18 protein-coding genes and 1 pseudogene are annotated in these 17,147 nt (G+C 62.0%); 11 read left to right on the plus strand and 8 right to left on the minus strand.

Annotation, left to right across the window (positions count from 1 at the left end; all coding sequences use genetic code 11):
• Together H165_RS20035 and H165_RS0116980 are read right to left on the minus strand one after the other, a co-directional pair.
• Nucleotides 1-145: pseudogene (locus tag H165_RS20035) on the minus strand (arsenical resistance protein ArsH); the annotation flags it as partial.
• Nucleotides 146-227: 82 nt separating this feature from the next.
• A complete protein-coding gene (locus H165_RS0116980) occupies nucleotides 228-617 on the minus strand; it encodes a metalloregulator ArsR/SmtB family transcription factor (RefSeq protein WP_017940141.1) in 390 nt (129 codons plus the stop codon).
• Nucleotides 618-727: 110 nt separating this feature from the next.
• Here H165_RS0116980 and arsB point away from each other — a divergent pair, with 110 nt between their 5' ends.
• Together arsB and arsA are read left to right on the plus strand one after the other, a co-directional pair.
• Nucleotides 728-1,807 carry an ACR3 family arsenite efflux transporter gene (arsB, locus tag H165_RS0116985; RefSeq protein ID WP_026146700.1) on the plus strand — a complete coding sequence of 360 codons (1,080 nt, stop codon included), beginning with the start codon at nucleotides 728-730 and terminating at the stop codon, nucleotides 1,805-1,807.
• Nucleotides 1,808-1,816: 9 nt separating this feature from the next.
• Nucleotides 1,817-3,571: an arsenical pump-driving ATPase gene (arsA, locus tag H165_RS0116990; protein WP_017940143.1), complete on the plus strand. Its 1,755-nt coding sequence runs from the start codon at nucleotides 1,817-1,819 to the stop codon at nucleotides 3,569-3,571.
• 639 nt (nucleotides 3,572-4,210) lie between these two features.
• On the opposite strand, the gene H165_RS0116995 is transcribed toward arsA, so the two are convergent.
• Nucleotides 4,211-4,960 carry an MBL fold metallo-hydrolase gene (locus tag H165_RS0116995; RefSeq protein WP_017940144.1) on the minus strand — a complete coding sequence of 250 codons (750 nt, stop codon included), beginning with the start codon at nucleotides 4,958-4,960 and terminating at the stop codon, nucleotides 4,211-4,213.
• 384 nt (nucleotides 4,961-5,344) lie between these two features.
• Here H165_RS0116995 and H165_RS0117000 point away from each other — a divergent pair, with 384 nt between their 5' ends.
• Genes H165_RS0117000 through H165_RS0117015 form a run of 4 tightly spaced genes read left to right on the plus strand, consistent with a single transcriptional unit; the run spans nucleotide 5,345 to nucleotide 7,329 of the window.
• Nucleotides 5,345-5,683 carry an ArsR/SmtB family transcription factor gene (locus H165_RS0117000; protein ID WP_017940145.1) on the plus strand — a complete coding sequence of 113 codons (339 nt, stop codon included), beginning with the start codon at nucleotides 5,345-5,347 and terminating at the stop codon, nucleotides 5,681-5,683.
• Complete coding sequence (locus H165_RS0117005) at nucleotides 5,680-6,111, plus strand: YeeE/YedE family protein (RefSeq protein ID WP_017940146.1); 432 nt, start codon at nucleotides 5,680-5,682, stop codon at nucleotides 6,109-6,111. Before H165_RS0117000 ends, H165_RS0117005 begins: the two co-directional genes overlap by 4 nt.
• A gap of 9 nt (nucleotides 6,112-6,120) precedes the next feature.
• Entirely contained in the window at nucleotides 6,121-6,546 is a 426-nt protein-coding gene (locus H165_RS0117010) for a YeeE/YedE family protein (protein WP_017940147.1), read from the plus strand.
• A complete protein-coding gene (locus H165_RS0117015) occupies nucleotides 6,547-7,329 on the plus strand; it encodes a sulfite exporter TauE/SafE family protein (RefSeq protein ID WP_003289367.1) in 783 nt (260 codons plus the stop codon).
• Between the two features lie 55 nt (nucleotides 7,330-7,384).
• On the opposite strand, the gene H165_RS0117020 is transcribed toward H165_RS0117015, so the two are convergent.
• From H165_RS0117020 to H165_RS0117030, 3 genes are all read right to left on the minus strand, one after another.
• On the minus strand, nucleotides 7,385-8,773 hold the full coding sequence (locus tag H165_RS0117020; protein WP_017940148.1) for an MBL fold metallo-hydrolase: 1,389 nt from the start codon (nucleotides 8,771-8,773) through the stop codon (nucleotides 7,385-7,387).
• 89 nt (nucleotides 8,774-8,862) lie between these two features.
• The gene (locus H165_RS0117025) at nucleotides 8,863-10,197 is read right to left on the minus strand and encodes a sensor histidine kinase (protein ID WP_003289361.1); all 1,335 of its coding nucleotides are present in this window, start codon (nucleotides 10,195-10,197) and stop codon (nucleotides 8,863-8,865) included.
• Nucleotides 10,194-10,889 carry a response regulator gene (locus H165_RS0117030; protein WP_003289360.1) on the minus strand — a complete coding sequence of 232 codons (696 nt, stop codon included), beginning with the start codon at nucleotides 10,887-10,889 and terminating at the stop codon, nucleotides 10,194-10,196. The genes H165_RS0117025 and H165_RS0117030 overlap by 4 nt, the downstream gene beginning before the upstream one ends.
• A 188-nt stretch (nucleotides 10,890-11,077) precedes the next feature.
• On the opposite strand from H165_RS0117030, the gene dsbD reads away from it, so the two are divergent.
• The 5 genes from dsbD to H165_RS0117055 are packed head-to-tail and all read left to right on the plus strand — an operon-like array spanning nucleotide 11,078 to nucleotide 16,030.
• Nucleotides 11,078-12,823, plus strand: coding sequence for a protein-disulfide reductase DsbD (gene dsbD / locus H165_RS0117035; protein WP_026146701.1), 1,746 nt, complete (start codon nucleotides 11,078-11,080; stop codon nucleotides 12,821-12,823).
• Nucleotides 12,823-13,638, plus strand: coding sequence for a TlpA family protein disulfide reductase (locus tag H165_RS0117040; RefSeq protein ID WP_017940150.1), 816 nt, complete (start codon nucleotides 12,823-12,825; stop codon nucleotides 13,636-13,638). Before dsbD ends, H165_RS0117040 begins: the two co-directional genes overlap by 1 nt.
• The gene (gene dsbG / locus H165_RS0117045; protein ID WP_017940151.1) at nucleotides 13,635-14,411 is read left to right on the plus strand and encodes a thiol:disulfide interchange protein DsbG; all 777 of its coding nucleotides are present in this window, start codon (nucleotides 13,635-13,637) and stop codon (nucleotides 14,409-14,411) included. Before H165_RS0117040 ends, dsbG begins: the two co-directional genes overlap by 4 nt.
• A 57-nt stretch (nucleotides 14,412-14,468) precedes the next feature.
• Nucleotides 14,469-15,116, plus strand: coding sequence for a c-type cytochrome (locus H165_RS0117050; protein WP_017940152.1), 648 nt, complete (start codon nucleotides 14,469-14,471; stop codon nucleotides 15,114-15,116).
• Nucleotides 15,113-16,030 (plus strand): c-type cytochrome, encoded by a 918-nt coding sequence (locus H165_RS0117055; RefSeq protein ID WP_017940153.1) that lies wholly within the window; start codon nucleotides 15,113-15,115, stop codon nucleotides 16,028-16,030. Before H165_RS0117050 ends, H165_RS0117055 begins: the two co-directional genes overlap by 4 nt.
• A gap of 110 nt (nucleotides 16,031-16,140) precedes the next feature.
• Here the strand turns inward: H165_RS0117055 and H165_RS20040 are convergent, their stop codons facing one another.
• On the minus strand, nucleotides 16,141-16,335 hold the full coding sequence (locus H165_RS20040; RefSeq protein ID WP_017940154.1) for an AbrB/MazE/SpoVT family DNA-binding domain-containing protein: 195 nt from the start codon (nucleotides 16,333-16,335) through the stop codon (nucleotides 16,141-16,143).
• Nucleotides 16,336-16,455: 120 nt separating this feature from the next.
• Nucleotides 16,456-17,076: a tyrosine-type recombinase/integrase gene (locus H165_RS0117060; protein WP_003152807.1), complete on the minus strand. Its 621-nt coding sequence runs from the start codon at nucleotides 17,074-17,076 to the stop codon at nucleotides 16,456-16,458.
• Nucleotides 17,077-17,147 lie beyond the last annotated feature (71 nt).

Raw genomic sequence — 17,147 nt, forward strand, 5'->3', positions numbered from 1 at the left:
TCAGCAGCCGGCTGTAGGAGCGCTCACGATTGGAGCCATAGAGCAGCAGAATGCGTGGCTTGTGCTCGCCCTCGGCGAGATTCAGCCTTGCCGGGATGGAGCGATCAAACAGCTCACCGGCGACATTGGGCAGGTTGTCGATCATGGGTCATTACCTATTGGGCTACAGCTGGCCACTGCTCTTCGGTATGGCCTTGAGTGCATCGTTTTCGCCTTGAGCGCTGCGCTTAATCGCAGACAGGCTTGCTCCCGAGGCGATCCCGCATTTGCCGGAGGCGCTGAATGTCCTGACGCAACCACTCGGCATTGCTGTCCAGGGTCTTTTTCAGGATCTCGCTCACCCATTCCGGCAACTGCGGGTGCAAGCGGTAGTAAACCCATTGCCCCTGGCGACGATCCTCCAGCAGACCGCAACTGCGCAGCATGGCCAGGTGCCGGGAGATCTTCGGCTGTGCCGCTTCCAGTGCCGAGGTCAGCTCACAGACACACAGCTCCTGCTCGTGAGTCACCAGAAAAACAATGCGCGCCCGCGTCTCATCGGACAGGCATTTGAATACCTCGATTGGCGATATGAGGTGGCTGCCATCGGGGGCTTTATTTGGCTTTATCTGGCCCATGCCGATCCCTATCAAAGATGCATAAGAGCCAATATATTACTTTTACCGAATATATGGCAAAGTGAATATTCAGCTCAGTGAGCGCAGGCGAACGAGGATAGGCAGCCAAGATGACAAACGCGTGTGAAGTCGCCCTGAAACAGGCATCCGGGGCTCCATTAGGTGTCTTTGAGCGTTACCTAACCCTGTGGGTGTTCCTGTGCATCGTGGCGGGCACCATCCTTGGCCTGGTTGTTCCGCAAGCGGCCCAGGCCGTAGGCGCCCTGGAAGTCGCCAAGGTCAATATCCCGGTCGGTCTGCTGATCTGGGTGATGATCATCCCGATGCTGATGAAGATCGACTTCAGCGCAATCAGTGAAGTGCGCCAACAGAAGAACGGCATGTTCGTCACCCTGTTCGTCAACTGGGCGGTCAAGCCCTTTTCCATGGCGCTGATTGGCTGGTTCTTCATCAAGCAGGTGTTTGCACCCTGGCTGCCTGCTGAGGAGCTGGATAGCTACATGGCCGGGCTGATTCTGCTCGGTGCGGCACCCTGTACAGCGATGGTGTTCGTCTGGAGCAATTTGTGTAAGGGTAATGCCAACTTCACCCTGACCCAGGTCGCCCTCAACGATCTGGTCATGGTGTTTGCCTTTGCGCCCATCGTCGCCTTGCTGCTCGGCGTCTCTTCGATCCCGGTGCCCTGGGACACCTTGCTGCTTTCCGTGGTGATGTACATCGTCATCCCGCTGGCCATTGCTCAGTTTTTGCGAGCTCGTTTGATGAGACGTGGTGAGGCGAACTTTCAGAAAGCACTGGCCAGGATCTCGCCGTTCTCCATTCTGGCTTTGCTGGCGACCCTAGTGCTGCTGTTCTCCTTCCAGGGAGAGTCGATTGTCGAGCAGCCCCTGGTCATCGGCATCATCGCCATTCCTCTGCTGGTGCAAACTCTGTTCATCGCAGCTCTGGGTTACTGGCTTTGCCATGCACTGAAAGTGCGCCATGACGTGGCAGGCCCGGCCACCATGATCGGCGCCTCGAACTTCTTCGAGCTGGCTGTGGCCGTGGCGATTGTCTTGTATGGCTTCAACTCGGGTGCCGCTCTGGCAACAGTGGTCGGTGTGCTGATCGAAGTGCCGGTGATGCTCTGGCTGGTACGTATGGTCAACAACACCCGCAATTGGTACGAGACCAGCCTCAACCACCGTTAAGGGGTCAGCATGCGCTTTATCGACAATGCACCGCGCTTCCTGTTTTTCACCGGCAAGGGCGGGGTCGGAAAGACGTCCATTGCCTGCGCGACGGCCCTGGAGCTGTCCCGTAAGGGCAAGCGAGTGCTGCTGGTGAGTACCGATCCGGCCTCCAATGTGGGTCAGGTATTCGGCCTGCGGATCGGCAATCACATTACTGCCGTGCCCGCCGTGGAAAACCTGTCGGCCCTGGAGATCGATCCACAGGGTGCCGCCCAGGCTTATCGGGATCGCATTGTCGGGCCTGCTAAAGGCGTCATGCCTGAGGACGTAGTCAAAGGCATGGAAGAGCAGTTGTCGGGGGCCTGCACGACCGAGATTGCTGCCTTTGATGAGTTCACCTCGCTACTGGTCAGCGATGAGCTGAAAGCCCGTTTCGATCACATCATTTTTGACACGGCGCCGACCGGCCACACGATTCGGCTACTGCAACTGCCGGGTGCCTGGAGCGGCTTCCTGGAAGCCGGCCAAGGTAATGCCTCCTGCCTTGGCCCGCTCGCTGGCCTAGATAAACAGAGAGACCAGTATCACGAGGCTGTAGAGGCACTGTCTGATCCTTCCAAAACCCGTCTGGTTCTGGTCGCCAGAGCGCAGGCTGCCACGCTGCGCGAGGCGGCACGCACCCGTGAGGAGCTGGCAGCCATTGGATTGCAAGAGCAGTACCTGGTGATTAACGGGGTTTTGCCAGAGAGCGAAGCACAGAAGGATGAATTGGCTGCCGCGGTCTACAAGCGCGAACAGGCAGCAGTCGCCGCCATGCCTCCCGCGCTACGAGCACTGCCGCTCGATCTGTTGCCGTTGAAAGCCTTCAACCTGGTGGGGCTGGATACCCTGCGACAGCTTCTGGTTGAGGGCTCAGATGAGGGCACGCAGACATCTGCCAGTGCGCCGGTTGAACTGAACGCGCCACGACTCAAGTCCCTGGTCGACGAGATCGCCGCCGATGGTCATGGCCTGATCATGGTGATGGGTAAAGGCGGGGTCGGGAAAACCACACTGGCCGCAGCGGTTGCGGTTGAATTGGCCAGGCGTGGACTGCCTGTGCACCTGACCACCTCTGATCCTGCCGCCCACCTTGCAGAGACACTGGAAGGAACACTTGAGCACCTGACGCTGAGCCGAATCGACCCGCAGGTGGAGACCCAGCGTTATCGGGATCACGTCATGGCAACCAAGGGGGCAGATCTTGATGATGAGGCTCGGGCACTGCTTGCCGAGGATCTGCGCTCACCCTGCACCGAGGAGATCGCGGTGTTCCAGGCATTCTCGCGAATCATCCGTGAAGGCGGAAAGAAGTTCGTGGTGATGGACACAGCCCCAACCGGCCACACCTTGCTGCTGCTGGATGCCACGGGCGCTTATCACCGCGACATCACCCGGCAGATGTCGGGCAGCAACATGCGTTTTACCACGCCGATGATGCAGCTTCAGGATCCCAGGCAGACCAAGGTGCTGCTAGTGACCCTGGCTGAAACCACTCCCGTGCTGGAGGCCGCTGGCTTGCAGGCGGATCTGCGTCGTGCAGGCATTGAGCCTTGGGCATGGGTGATCAACAACAGTGTGGCAGCCGCCAAGACTGAATCCCCGCTTCTGCATAAGCGGGCAGTCAATGAGCTGAAGGACATCAAGCGTGTCGCGACCGAGCATGCGCAGCGCTATGCAGTCATTCCGCTCATGGCGGAGGAACCTGTAGGGGTTGAGCGTTTACTGGCGCTCAGCAAGTAATCAGCAGCAATGAAAAGGTCCACATCCGAGGGCCTTTCAGCTTCAGGAACGTACCTCTTGATAACTCAAGGTAGTGCTTGAAGGTCTGTTTCTGGCCGACTCCAGCCCGCTGCTACTGGCGACTCCCGGCCAAAAGCGGCCTGTCGCGAAGGGCAGGTTTCAGCTAAAAAGTGGATAAGGGCGCGTTAGCGGAGCTCGTTTTTTTGTCCTGACGAAGTGGTAGATGGGCGAATCGGCGAGACCGAAACTCATATCGCAGGATATGAGCGCCAAGCCCCGCCCATCAGATACCGAGGGTTTGGTGGTTTGAACGATCTATCCGGATAGCTCCGGTTTGGCACCAGGTTTTTGCTCGTCGGAGTTTTGCGCGCTGGAAGACGCCTCGATAGACGATGGGTTTTCCTCATCCAGCTGGCAAATCGTGCAGTTCTGGCTATCTGGATGATTAGTTTCGACATAGCGAACGCGGCGGCTTCCCGATTGCCGGTTTGCGCTCACGCGGAAACGGGGTCGATCAGGGGTCTTCATATTCAATCCCTCACGTAGCGAAATGGATGCTTGGTAACGTCACCTGGAGGCTGCGAACGGTGAATCATTTAGCGTGACTCTCCGGGCCTCACGGGGGCTGGCATGACGTGCTCAACCCTGAGGACTGTGCTCAACCTGTTCGCAATAGCGACGGAAATTATCCGTCAGGTCGGGTGGGCAGACGCCGCACTGGCGATTCCCCGGCACGGCATGATCGATGAACGCGGGATAGGGCAAATTCAGTTCCGCCATGATCTCGCGGAAGCGCTCCAACGTTATCGCTTCACCGAGTCGGGGGTTGCGCTGCTTTTCCTGTGCGATGGTCGAGACTCGCCGACCGCTGTAGTCATGGCCGGGATAGACCAGGGTGTCGTCTGGCAGCGTGAACAGCTTGTTTCTAACGCTGTGAAACAGGTCGTCGGCGCTGCCGTTCTGAAAGTCAGTCCTACCGCAGCCGTCGATGAGCAATGCATCACCGCTGAACAGGCGATCAGCGAGGAGATAGGCAAAGTGCCCGTCTGTGTGCCCGGGGGTATGCAAGGGTGTGAACTGCAGGCTGCCGACGATGAAAGGGACACCTTCTTCGATGCCCACATCCGTGCAGGGCAACTTGTCGATAGCCGGCCCCGCGATACGGCAGCCGGTCTGCTTCTTCAGCTCCAGCGCGGCGGTGATGTGGTCGGCATGTATGTGGGTATCCAAGGTGAACGCCAGCTGCAGGTCCAGCCTGGCCAGCTCGGCCAGGTCGCGGTCCGTTGCGGAAATGACCGGGTCGATGAGCACGGCCTGGCCGGTGTCCTCGCACCCGAGTACGTAGGTATAAGTGGACGACACGGGCTCGAATAGCTGGCGAAATATCATGATGGTCTCGGCTAGTGGTGAGTGTTCAGCGGTGCCTGTTCCAGCGCACTGAGCAGTGCATACTTTTCCTAATCGATCTCGCCCCGCGTGCGGATACCCAGCCGGCGCAAGATCGCCAGCGGCGGGCACCAGCCCTGCAAGCCGTGTTGCAGAAGAAACGGCAGCAAGACGCCAGGCAGCAGAAACCACTTTCGGTTTGCTGTCAGGCCAAGTAGCAAGCCAGACAGCGCGAGCGAGGTGAAAAGTCACAGCGATGCCGCATATTTTTAGGACGAGTGCGGGACGTCGAGTTCCGACCGGGCGTCCGCTGTAGCGTCTATACGATCTATTGAAATATATATTGATAAATCGTATTGTCAAATCCACCTGACCCACCTGAACAAAATGGCCCACATGGCAGATCTCGATATCGAAACGCTTCGTCGCAGTGCTGCGGACGCCTGCGGCTTGCTGAAAGTGCTCGGCAACCCTGACCGCCTGCTATTGCTCTGCCAGCTGACCCAGGGTGAGCACTGCGTGGGTGACCTCGCCAATGCGACGGGCATTGTGCAGCCGACCTTGTCGCAGCAGCTCACGGTGCTGCGCCACAACGGCTTGGTCAGCACCCGACGCGAGGGCAAGCAAGTGCATTACAGCATCGCCAGCCCTCAAGCGATGGAGGTCATGCAGGTGCTCTACCGGCTTTACTGTCAGCATCCCGAACGCGAGGAACCCTCGACATGACGATTGACTGGGTACATTTCACACCGTGGTCCTCGCTCGCCGGGGGCGCGCTGATCGGTCTTGCTGCGACCTTGTTTATTCTGTTGAGCGGGAGAATCGCGGGCATCAGCGGCGTGATCGGCGGGTTGCTGCGGCCGGCCAAAGGCGATGTGCTCTGGCGTGTTGCATTCATTGCCGGGCTGGTGATCGCGCCGGTGCTGTTTCAGGCCGCGTTCGAGCAACCAGACATCGACGTAGAGGCGAGCACCCTGACGCTGATCGCGGCTGGTGTGTTGGTCGGGATCGGCACGCGGTATGGCTCCGGTTGTACGAGCGGGCATGGCGTCTGCGGGTTGTCGCGACGGTCGCCGCGCTCGCTGGTCGCGACGGCCGTCTTCATGGCCAGCGGCTTTCTAACCGTATTCGTCATCCGCCACCTGCTGGGCTGAGGAGTTGCCATGAAATTACTGAGCGCCTTTATAGCGGGGCTGGTTTTCGGCCTCGGCCTGATCCTGTCAGGGATGGCCGATCCGTCCAAGGTGATCGCCTTTCTCGATCTGGCCGGGCCGTGGGACCCCTCGCTCGCGTTCGTTATGGGCGGTGCGATTGCGGTCGGCAGTGTCGGGTTCTATTTCGCCTCCAAACGGTCCCGGGCGGTGCTGGGAGATGTCATGCGGATGCCCACCGCCACCCGGATCGATCGACCTCTTGTACTGGGCAGCCTGGCATTCGGAGCAGGATGGGGGCTGGCTGGCTACTGTCCGGGTCCGGCGGTCGCGACGCTTTTGAGTGGTCGGAGCGAACCGCTGATCTTTGTCCTTGCCATGTTGGCGGGTATGGCGCTCTACGAGATGCAGACACGCTTTTCAGGGAAGCCGCAGTGAATGGTTGAGATCGGGCTTGGGCTATTGGTCGGCCTCGTCCTGGCGCTGACCGGTGCCGGCGGCGGCATCCTCACCGTGCCGTTGCTGATCTTCGTGGTCGGGCTCGAGCTGCATCAGGCCGCGCCAATCGGGTTGATGGCGGTCGGATTCGCGGCCTGGGTCGGGGCAGTGATTGGTCTGAGGGACGGCATTGTCCGGTACAAGGCGGCGGCCCTGATGGCCTGCTGTGGCGTGTTGCTCGCGCCCGTCGGCCTCTGGGTGGCCGCGCGGGTAGCGCACGATGTGCTTGCCGTGGTGTTTGCGCTGGTGATGTTCTGGGTCGCCTTCAGGGCATTCAGGCGCCCGCCGAGCGATGACACGACCCCGAGAGCCGTGCCCTGTCGGCTGAACCCGCAGACGGGCCGCTTTCACTGGACCTCACGCTGTGCAGCGACCGTCGCCGCCTCCGGCACCTTGGCCGGTTTCCTCTCCGGCTTGCTGGGGGTCGGCGGCGGGTTCGTGCTGGTGCCGGCGCTCAGTCGCTTCAGTGATCTGCCGATGCGTTCGATTGCCGCCACGTCGTTGGCGGTCATCGGCCTGGTGTCGGTCAGCGGCGTGTTGTCCGCCGCGCTGACGGGTGGCATCCAGTGGGCAGTGGCGCTGCCATTCTCGGCCGGTGCCGTGCTCGGGATGTTCGCCGGCCGCACGGTTTCCTCTCGCCTGGACGGGCGCCTGCTGCAGCGGGGCTTCGGATTGGTCGCGGCTGTTGCCGCGTCGGCCTTGCTGCTTCAAGTCGCCTTCTGATCGCGCACCCGCAGGTGGCAAGCCAGACACCTGCGCCGCGCGACCGGATAAGACCTTAGCCTTCCTGGACCGGCAGGTTTGCCGCCTTCCAGGCCATCCAGGAACCGGGGACATTGGCCACATCACGAAAGCCGGCTTTCTTGAGGATGCTGGCAGCGATGGAGGCGCGATAGCCGGATCCGCAGTAGGTGACGGTGGTCTTGTCCGGATCCAGCTCGTTGAGCCGGTCGGCGAGGTGCGCGACGAAGATGTGCCTGGCGCCAGGCACCCGACCCGCCGCAACCTCTTGGGGGCTGCGTACATCCAGCACCTGTACATCGGGCGCTTCACGACGTGCATTCAGTTCATGAACCGTCCATTCCTGAAGCCTGTTCAGCGGTAGCGCCGCGTTCTGCCAGTCCGTCATGCCGTTGCGCAGATAGCCGCGAATATCGTCCAGGCCTATCCGGTAGAGCTGGGTGACAGCCTGGTGGACATCGTCGGCCGATTCGCCCACCAGCAGGATCGGGCGAGCGTCGTCGAGCATCCGGCCCGCCCAGTTCACGAACTCGTTGCGCAGGGCGATGTTGACCGCCCCGGCCACGTGCCCGCCGCCAAACGCGAGGATCGAGCGGACGTCCACAACCTGCATGTCGTGCGCGGCCAGTGCCTCGAAGTCGGACGGGGCGAGGGGCGGCGGCAGGGCAGGGCCTTCTATCTGCACCGCTGGGCGCAAGTTCAGTTTTTTCAGGCGCGCGTAGTGACGGGGTGGTTCCGGCATGTCCGCCAGTAGCCAATCGATGAACGCGTCCTCGCTCCGCTGCTCGCGCAACGCGGGGTTGAAGAGACGCTCGCTGCCGAGCGTGGAGTGGCGACGGTCGCCGATAGACTTGCCGCAGGCCGAGCCGGCGCCGTGGCAGGGGTAGATTTCAATCCTGTCGCCAAGGGGCAGGTAGTGATCGAAAAGTGTGTGGTACAGCGCGCCGGCCAGCTTTCGTTCGCCGCCTTCGCCCAGCAGGTCGGGGCGCCCGACGTCCAGGTTGAACAGGGTATCGCCGGTAAACAGCGCGATCGGCTGGTCGCCCTGCTGGGCGTCGAACAGCTGCAGGGAGATATGTTCAGGCGTATGCCCGGGCGTGTGCATGACCTGCAGCGTGGCCTGCCCGAGCTCTATCGTCTCGCCACCGCTGACCTGGCGAAGCTCGAACTCGTAGTTATCCGCGCGACCGCCGATGATCTGTGCCCCGGTGCGCTTCGCCAGCGCCTGGGCGCCGGACACGAAGTCGGCATGGATATGTGTTTCGATGGCGTAGGCGATTCGCAGGCCTCGCGCCTTGGCCATTTGCAGGTAGATATCGATGTCGCGGCGTGGGTCGATGACCGCGGCTACCGCGGCCTTGCTGTCGCCGACCAGATAGGAAATCTGCGCCAGGCCGTCTGTATAAACAGGTTCGAAAACAAGCATTGCCACCTCCGACGATGGTTAACGGATTGCTCAGTCAACTATTCGGACGGTGTGCGTGGCTGGACGTTCAGGTTATCGAGGTGCCGTCTTCAGGGAGCGGGAGCCTGCAGGCTGACCACCAACTCGACGATGAGGCCGTCCGCCTGCGGCTCGAAACGCAGATCGCAGGCACAGCGCTCGGCGATCGCCTTGACGATGGACAGGCCCAGACCACTGCCTTCACCTTCGCCGCTGCGCCAGAAGCGCTCCGTCAGACGCTCGAGCATTTCCGGCGGGATGGCCGGGCCGTGATCCTGCACGCTGAAGCGAACCCGGCGTTCATCCAGCTGTGAGAGCGTCAAGCGGATGGCTGTGCCGTGCCGGGTATGGCGGCGGGCATTGTCGAGCAGGTTGCGCAACGCCGCGACCGCCAGGGTGGGCGGCATCGCCAGTGGGTGAGGGCAGACATCTTGCGCCCCGCACAGCTCGATGTGCGGCCCGGGCTGCTGACTGGCGTCAGCGATCGCCAGCTGCGCGACGTCGAGGGCCGTGCAGCTGAGGCCGTCATTGAAGGACACGCGACCTTCGACCCGCGCCAGCATGAGCAGCTGTTCGAGGATCCGGTGCAGGCGATCCGTGCCGACCTCGGCCTGGGCCAATGCCCGTTTCGCGGTATCGCCCTCGGTCATGGCCGCGACCTGCAGGTGGGTCTTGATGGCGGTCAGCGGGCTGCGCAGTTCATGGGCGGCGTCATCGGTGAGCCGACGTTCGCGTTCGAGCATGTGCGCGATCCGCGCGAACAGCTGGTTCTGGGTTTCGACCAGGGGCGTCAGCTCTCGCGGCAGTCGCTCGATGTGCAACGGCTCTACCGAGTCGGCGCTGCGCTGCGCCAGGGCCGTGCGGATGCGTCTGAGTGGCGCAAGGCCGTTGCCGATTCCGATCCACAACACGATCAGGCTGCCCAGCAACGCGACGAACACCGGCAGTGCCGCGGCCAGGAGCACCGAGCGCTGGAGTGCGGTGCGCTCGTCAAGGCGATCGGCCGTGGTGATGCGCATGCCGTTCTGGATGAAGGTGAAACTACGCCAGGCGGTATCGCCAATCATCTGGTCGTGAAAGCCGGTGCGCTGAGCGTCGAGCGTGCTGTCTGGCGCCGCATGGCTGCGCGCCAGGATTTCACCCCGCAAGGAGCTGATCTGGCAGGCCAGGCCGTTTTCGATGCCAAGCTGTTCCGCACTCAGCCGGGTGATACCGCCTTCGCCCAGTTGCGGTTGCGGCAGTTGCACCAACAGACCCGCAACCATCCGCGCCGACGCAGCAAGGCGCTGATCGAGGGACTGCATCAACTGATTGCGAACATCGAAGAGCATCCAGGTCGCGGCCAGCGCCCAGAGCAGCACGAAGGCCGAGCCGAGGGTAAGGGTCAGGCGCAGGCGCAAGCTCATGGGTCGGGTGCCTCGGTGGACGCCGACGCATGGCCGGCCGGGCCCAGGCGATAACCGATCCCTCTGACGGTTTCGACGATGCCGTTACCCAGCTTGCGGCGAAGATGGTGGATATGGACATTCAGGGCGTTGCTTTCGACGTCATCGCCCAGTCCGTACACGGCGTCCTTGAGCTGCTCGGCCGATAGCACGCGGCCGGGGTTCTGCAGTAGCGCCTGGAGCAGCGCCTGTTCACGGCGCGACAGGTCCACGGGTTCGCCTGCCATGAAGGCCGCACAGGCGGCGGGATCGTAGCTTAGCGGGCCGTGTTCGATCATCTGCGTTGCCCGCCCGGCAGCGCGGCGCAGTAGGGCATGCAGGCGGGCAGCGAGCTCACGCAGGTCGAAGGGTTTGACGAGGTAGTCGTCAGCGCCCGCCTGAAGCCCGGAGACCCGCTCGGTTACCGCATCCCGGGCGGTCAGGATCAGCACAGGCAGCTCGAGGCCGCGGCGGCGCAGGCGCTGCAGAAAGCGCAGGCCGTCTTCGTCAGGCAGACCCAGATCGAGAACCATCAGGTCGAAGCTGGCTGTGCGCAGCAGCGAGTCGGCCTGCCCGGCCGTAGCGGCATGGGCCACGCTGAAGCCCTGGGCTTCTAGCCCGGCGACGATGCCACTGGCGATCAGTGCGTTGTCTTCTGTCAGCAGTACGTGCATGTGGGAATCGCTTGATAGGCAGCAGTCAGTATCGTCCGCCTGGATTAACGGCGCGTTAGCAGATGGTACGCCGAGTTGCTCGCGCCTCAACGTCGCTCGGCCTTACAGGTTGTGTCCAGGCCTCGTTAATCGCCTCTTAATCCCGAGTCGGCAAGCTCGCCGTCGAATCTGGTAATCGGGTGTTGTGCATGCGAGCGCTTTTTATCTTTCTGGCCTGCTGCCTATGGTCTGTGCAGCTGGCGAACGCTTCGCCGTTCACCTTCGGTCAGAAGCAGCAGGACTTTCTGCCCGTGGATGAAGCGTTCACGCTGCACGTCGAGCAGCCTGACGCTGGCGGCGCCGTGCTGCGCTGGGATATTGCGCCCGGCTATTACCTCTACAAGGAGCGCCTGCGATTCGCAGGGCTGCCACCGGGGAACGAGCCCCAGTTGCCGCCTGGCGAGCCGTACCATGACGAGTATTTTGGTGATTCGCGAATCTATCGCGACAGCCTGGAAGTGCAGCTCCCCGATGCGGATCTCGCGTCGCTTGAACTCGGCTGGCAAGGCTGCGCCGATGCCGGCCTGTGCTATCCGCCGCAAAGCCGCACGGTAGAGCTGGGCGGCAGCAGCACCCCTCCGTCCATGCCGGTTCAGGCCGACGACCAGGCCCTGGCCAGCGGGCTACAGCAGCAGTCGCTGGGCTGGAGCCTGCTGATCTTCTTCGGACTCGGCCTGCTGCTTGCCTTTGCACCCTGTTCGCTGCCGATGCTGCCCATCCTGGCCGGCATCGTCGTGGGTAGCCAGGCCGGGCCTCGCCGCGGCATGGCGCTGGCTGGGGCCTACGTATTCAGCATGGCGCTGGTTTACGCCGCCCTCGGAGTGGTGGCGGCGCTACTGGGTGCGAATCTGCAGGGATGGCTGATGCAGCCGTGGCTGATCGCAAGTTTCGCTGGCCTGTTCGTGCTGCTGTCCTTACCTATGTTCGGCTTCTTCGAACTGCAACTGCCGGCGGGCCTGCGTGATCGGCTGGAGCAGGCCGGCCGCAAGCGCCGGGGCGGCAGCCTCGCCGGGGCCAGCGCGTTGGGCGTGTTGTCCGGGCTGCTGGTGGGCCCCTGCATGACTGCACCGCTGGCCGCGGCGCTGCTGTACATCGCCCAAAGCGGCGACGCCGTGAACGGTGGCCTGGTGCTGTTCGCGCTGGGCCTGGGGATCGGTACGCCACTGGTGCTGCTGGTGACGGTGGGCAATCGCTTCCTGCCCAAGCCTGGGCCGTGGATGGATCGCGTCAAGGTTTCCTTCGGTTTCCTATTTCTGGTCGCCGCCCTCTACGTGCTTCGTCCGCTGTTGTCCGACCCGCTCTGGGTAGGGCTGTGGGGCGCGCTGCTGGTTGTGGGTGCCAGCGGGCTGCTGCACCTGTCGCGGGAACTGGTGCGGCATCAGGCGCTCAGCCGCGCGGTGGCGTCGCTGGCCGGCGTCTGGGGCGTAGCGCTGCTGCTCGGAGCGGCTGGCGGCGCACAGGACGTCTTGCGGCCGCTCGGTGTATTCACGGGCAGCGTTGCGTCCTCGCAAGGTGCAGAGCCTGCACACGGATTTGTCGGCTTCAGCGAGCCGGCCGACCTTGATCGTGAGCTGGCTGCCGCCAGGGCCGCGGGCCAGTGGGTGCTGGTGGACTACTACGCCGACTGGTGCGTGTCCTGCAAGGTCATGGAAAAGGAGGTGTTCGGCGACGCGCAGGTGCAGGCGGCGCTAACTGGCGTGCGGATTCTGCGGCCGGACGTGACGCAGACCGATCCCGCCAGTCGTGAGCTGCTGAACCGCTATCAGGTCATGGGGCCGCCGACGCTGCTCTTCATCGGCCCGGACGGGGAAGAGCGACGTACCCAGCGCATCACTGGCGAGGTCGATGCGAATCAATTTCTGAACAGATGGAACCAGACTATGGAGCGTGGCTGATGCTGACGATCAACCTGGGGCCACTGGCACTTGCCGTCCCACATGTGCTGATGCTGGTGAGCCTGTTTATAGCGATGCTGACCGGCTGGTGGGTTGGGCGGCGCAGCGAGCGGAATCCGGAACAACAGCTCTTCAGGCTGCTGCTGGTGGCGCTACTGGTCGCGCGGCTGGCCTTCGTGCTGGTGTACGTCGAGCATTTCCGAGATGAGCCCTGGCGCGTGATCGACATACGTGACGGCGGTTTCATTGCCTGGCCGGGCTTGGTGGTGGCCGTTCTGTTGGGTTCCTTGCTGGCCTGGCGCGACAGCGGGCTGCGCCGACCGCTGGGCGCAGCGGTGCTGGTGGGTGTGCTCAGCTGGGGGTTCGGGACCTTTGCGTTGCACGCGTTCGAGCAGGGCACGCGACTGCCTGAGATGGGCCTGCGGGACAACCAGGGTAAACCCGTCGCCTTGCAGGATTACGTTGGCAAGCCCCTAGTAGTCAACCTGTGGGCCACCTGGTGCCCTCCTTGCAGACGAGAAATGCCAGTCCTTGCGCAGGCGCAACAAGACAACACCGACGTGACCTTTCTGTTCGTCAACCAGGGCGAGGGCGAGCGATTGATTGCCGACTTCCTCGACGGCGAAGGGCTCGGCCTGGAAAACGTCCTGCTCGATACCGGCGGTCGTCTGGGCCAGCACGTAGGGTCTGCGTCGCTGCCCACCACGCTTTTTTATGACGCCGAGGGACGCCAGGTTGGCAGCCACCTCGGCGAGCTGTCCCGTGCCAGCCTGGCGCGCGCCCTTGAGCAACTAGAGGTTAAAACCCAGCCATGAAACCGGTACGTTCACTTTCGTTTTTTATCTCAACGCTCGCCTTACTGCCGACGCCCTGGGCGCTGGCCGAAGCGCTGCCTCCCGCGGTTCAGGCCATTGAAGCGCGCGGAGCCAAAGTGGTCGGCAGTTTCGACGCGCCGGGCGGATTAAAGGGCTACGCGGCGCGTTACAACGGACAAGGCATTGCGCTGTATCTGACACCGGACGGTGATCATGTCGTGATCGGCAGTTTGCTGGACGCCGCTGGCGAAGACCTGACCAAGGCACCGCTGGAAAAGCTGGTGTATGAGCCGATGAGCAGCGAGATGTGGCAGCGGCTCGAAAGCAGCACCTGGATTGCTGACGGCGCGGCTGAGGCGCCACGGGTGATCTACATGTTTTCCGACCCGAACTGCCCGTTCTGCAACATGTTCTGGAAACAGGCACGGCCCTGGGTCGAAGCAGGCGACGTTCAGCTCCGTCACGTCATGGTCGGCATGTTGCGCCCGGACAGCGCAGGCAAATCCGCTGCGCTGTTGGCCGCGAAAGACCCTGAAGCGGCTCTCAATGAGCACGAGGCCGCGGGCAAGGCCAGCACGCTCAAACCCATCGAGCGTATCGCGCCCGAGTTGAATGAACAGCTTGAGGCGAACCTCATCCTGATGGGCGAAATGGGCGCCTCGGCGACCCCGGCTATCTATTACCTGGATGAGCAAGGGCGTCTGCAGCAGCATCAGGGCGCGCCTCGTCCCGAGGCGTTGAATGGCATCATGGGGCCGTTGTCAAAACGCTAGCAACACCACACGGTCAGTCAGCACCGGCACCTATAACAAGAACGATCTGGAGGCTACATGAACGTCCCCCTCTGGCCCTTGGCCGGGCTCTTCCTTGCGATCTCCGTGTCCGCGCACGCCGCGGATGCCGCTGCGGTGTACAGCAAAGGCGGGACCAACCCCGCCGCGATGGCGTGCGCTACCTGCCACGGCGCCGAGGGTGAAGGCATGGCTGCTGCAGGATTCCCCCGCCTGGCCGGCTTGTCGGCGAATTACATGCGCAAGCAACTGGCTGATTTCGCGTCCGGTGCGCGGGCGAATCCAATCATGCAGCCCATTGCCGCGGCCTTGAGCCATGAGGAAGCCGACGCCGTCTCGACGATGCTGGCTGACAAGCCGCAACCGCAGGTCGAGCGAATCGACCGCACCGCGTTGGTCGACGGGCCTGGCGAAAGCCTTGCGCTGAGCGGCGCCTGGGATCGCAACATCCCCGAGTGCGTCGCCTGCCACGGCCCCAGCGGAACGGGAGTAGGCGACGCCTTCCCACCGCTGGCCGGGCAGTCGGCACAGTATCTGTCGTCTCAGTTGACCGCGTGGCGTCAGGGCACCCGCAAGAACGACCCCAACGACCTGATGGGCCAAATCGCACGTAGCTTGACCGAGGACGAGGTAACGGCGGTCTCGACGTACTTCGCAGGCCTGACTGACAAAGGAGCAGCCAAATGAAGACCCATACAACCGCGCTGCTGTTGATGTCATTGGGCTTCCCGGTGCTCGCGGACGACATCGCGATGGAAGATCAGTCGCAGATCCTGACCGGAGCAGGTGATCCCGCCAGCAGCAAGTACTTCCAACCGCCAAAGGAAAGCGAACTGCCTGACAACACCTACGGGCAGTTGGTACAGCAGGGGCGCGCCATATTCGTCGATACCAAGACGCATGCGCCCGACTATGTCGGCAACGGCCTGGCCTGTGCGAACTGCCACCTCGAACAAGGCCGGAAAGCCAACTCTGCACCGCTCTGGGCTGCCTACACCATGTATCCGGCGTACCGGAAGAAAAACGACAAGGTGAACAGCTATGCCGAGCGCCTTCAGGGCTGTTTCCAATTCAGTATGAACGGCAAGGCACCCGAGGCTGACGGCCCCGTTATCGCCGCGCTTTCAGCCTATTCCTACTGGCTTGCAACCGGAGCACCCACAGGTCAAGAGCTGTCAGGTCGGGCCTATCCGGAAGTGCCACAACCCGAAGGCGGATACGACCTGGCGAAGGGAGAACAGGTCTACGACGCACAGTGCGCCGTCTGTCATGGGCCGAACGGGGAAGGGCAGAAGTCTGGTGACCTTTATGTATTCCCGCCACTCTGGGGCGCGGACTCGTTCAACTGGGGTGCAGGCATGCATCGAATCAACACGGCTGCGGCGTTCATCAAGGAAAACATGCCACTGGGCAAAGGCGGCACCCTGCCAGATGAAGACGCCTGGAACGTGGCGGCCTTCATGAACAGTCACGAGCGACCGCAAGACCCACGCTTGATTGATGGCTCAGTCGAGAAAACCCGAGATAAGTACCACGCCAATGACGGCGTGAACCTTTACGGGGAAATCGTAAACGGCAAGATGCTAGGGAAGGGGATCTGAGAAGCAGGCAGCCGCTAGTTTCCTCACATTGCGTTGACAGTCCGCTTGTGGCCGTTAGTAGCAGCTCTTGAAGCGACGCAGTCAACCGCAATCAGACAATGTTTGGATTGCTATGACGAGGCGCCATCAGCTCGTTGCTTGAGTTTCAGGCAGATGTTTTCCTCTCCCGCCTCAACTGACAGTTCATCACCCAGCCCCCATCCGAGCTGCTCAAGTAGCTCGGATGGAAGCTCAACGATGACGTCTCCGCTGCCATCCCCAGGGTCTTGGCATACAACTCGCCAGCTCTCAGATGTAGTAGTCATAGATTCGCCCTCACGCAGTAGGCACAGTATGGCAGCTTCATCTCGGGCAGATCCGCTTCGTACGGTGGGGCAGCATTTGGCCGTTAGCGACGGCCTGACTTCGACCGTCGCTATACATGGTCAAACCTCGGTCTGCTCTGCCATTTCCAAGGCGTCGTCGACCTCAATCCCAAGATATCGAACGGTGCTCTCCAGCTTCGTATGGCCAAGCAGAAGTTGAACGGCCCGCAAGTTCTTTGTCCTGCGATAGATCAGTGATGCCTTTGTACGTCTCATTGTGTGAGTGCCATACATGGCCGGATCAAGGCCAATGGCTTGCACCCAGCCTTTGACGATACGAGCGTATTGACGAGTGGATAGATGGTCTGAGGTGTGCAGCCTGCTCGGGAAAAGGCAGTCCTGGCTACGGAGCTGGGCTTGGTGTATCCAGGCCGCGAGAGCAGACCGTGTTTGCTCAGTAATTTCGAACTGCACTGGTCGCTTCGTTTTCTGCTGCATAACCATTGCTCGTGATGACACATGCTCGCCATGAGCAACGTCGCATACACGGAGCTTGGTTAAGTCGCAGGCTCGAAGCTTGCTGTCGATGGCCAGATCGAACAAAGCCAGATCCCGGGTTCGTTCTGCAAGCTGAAGCCTTACTCGGATGGCCCAGATATCTCTCAGCCGGAGCGGGGTTTTCTGTCCGACCAACTTTCCTTTGTTCCAGGGCCGGCGGGTGCAGGTAGCAGTGATGTTCATGGCAAGTCCTCCACATGTGGGAGGACAAGCATGGCTAGCCAGAGAAGTGGTCGCTAACCGGCCAATAGCGG

The sequence above is a fragment of the Pseudomonas thermotolerans DSM 14292 genome, assembly GCF_000364625.1.
In the GTDB taxonomy this organism is placed as follows: Bacteria; Pseudomonadota; Gammaproteobacteria; order Pseudomonadales; family Pseudomonadaceae; genus Aquipseudomonas; species Aquipseudomonas thermotolerans.

Excerpts from the sequence above, each read along its gene's own strand:
- H165_RS0116980 (WP_017940141.1), bottom strand. The coding sequence starts at position 617 with ATGGGCCAGATAAAGCCAAATAAAGCCCCCGATGGCAGCCACCTCATA.
- arsB (WP_026146700.1), top strand. The coding sequence starts at position 728 with ATGACAAACGCGTGTGAAGTCGCCCTGAAACAGGCATCCGGGGCTCCA.
- arsA (WP_017940143.1), top strand. The coding sequence starts at position 1,817 with ATGCGCTTTATCGACAATGCACCGCGCTTCCTGTTTTTCACCGGCAAG.
- H165_RS0116995 (WP_017940144.1), bottom strand. The coding sequence starts at position 4,960 with ATGATATTTCGCCAGCTATTCGAGCCCGTGTCGTCCACTTATACCTAC.
- H165_RS0117000 (WP_017940145.1), top strand. The coding sequence starts at position 5,345 with ATGGCCCACATGGCAGATCTCGATATCGAAACGCTTCGTCGCAGTGCT.
- H165_RS0117005 (WP_017940146.1), top strand. The coding sequence starts at position 5,680 with ATGACGATTGACTGGGTACATTTCACACCGTGGTCCTCGCTCGCCGGG.
- H165_RS0117010 (WP_017940147.1), top strand. The coding sequence starts at position 6,121 with ATGAAATTACTGAGCGCCTTTATAGCGGGGCTGGTTTTCGGCCTCGGC.
- H165_RS0117015 (WP_003289367.1), top strand. The coding sequence starts at position 6,547 with ATGGTTGAGATCGGGCTTGGGCTATTGGTCGGCCTCGTCCTGGCGCTG.
- H165_RS0117020 (WP_017940148.1), bottom strand. The coding sequence starts at position 8,773 with ATGCTTGTTTTCGAACCTGTTTATACAGACGGCCTGGCGCAGATTTCC.
- H165_RS0117025 (WP_003289361.1), bottom strand. The coding sequence starts at position 10,197 with ATGAGCTTGCGCCTGCGCCTGACCCTTACCCTCGGCTCGGCCTTCGTG.
- H165_RS0117030 (WP_003289360.1), bottom strand. The coding sequence starts at position 10,889 with ATGCACGTACTGCTGACAGAAGACAACGCACTGATCGCCAGTGGCATC.
- dsbD (WP_026146701.1), top strand. The coding sequence starts at position 11,078 with ATGCGAGCGCTTTTTATCTTTCTGGCCTGCTGCCTATGGTCTGTGCAG.
- H165_RS0117040 (WP_017940150.1), top strand. The coding sequence starts at position 12,823 with ATGCTGACGATCAACCTGGGGCCACTGGCACTTGCCGTCCCACATGTG.
- dsbG (WP_017940151.1), top strand. The coding sequence starts at position 13,635 with ATGAAACCGGTACGTTCACTTTCGTTTTTTATCTCAACGCTCGCCTTA.
- H165_RS0117050 (WP_017940152.1), top strand. The coding sequence starts at position 14,469 with ATGAACGTCCCCCTCTGGCCCTTGGCCGGGCTCTTCCTTGCGATCTCC.
- H165_RS0117055 (WP_017940153.1), top strand. The coding sequence starts at position 15,113 with ATGAAGACCCATACAACCGCGCTGCTGTTGATGTCATTGGGCTTCCCG.
- H165_RS20040 (WP_017940154.1), bottom strand. The coding sequence starts at position 16,335 with ATGACTACTACATCTGAGAGCTGGCGAGTTGTATGCCAAGACCCTGGG.
- H165_RS0117060 (WP_003152807.1), bottom strand. The coding sequence starts at position 17,076 with ATGAACATCACTGCTACCTGCACCCGCCGGCCCTGGAACAAAGGAAAG.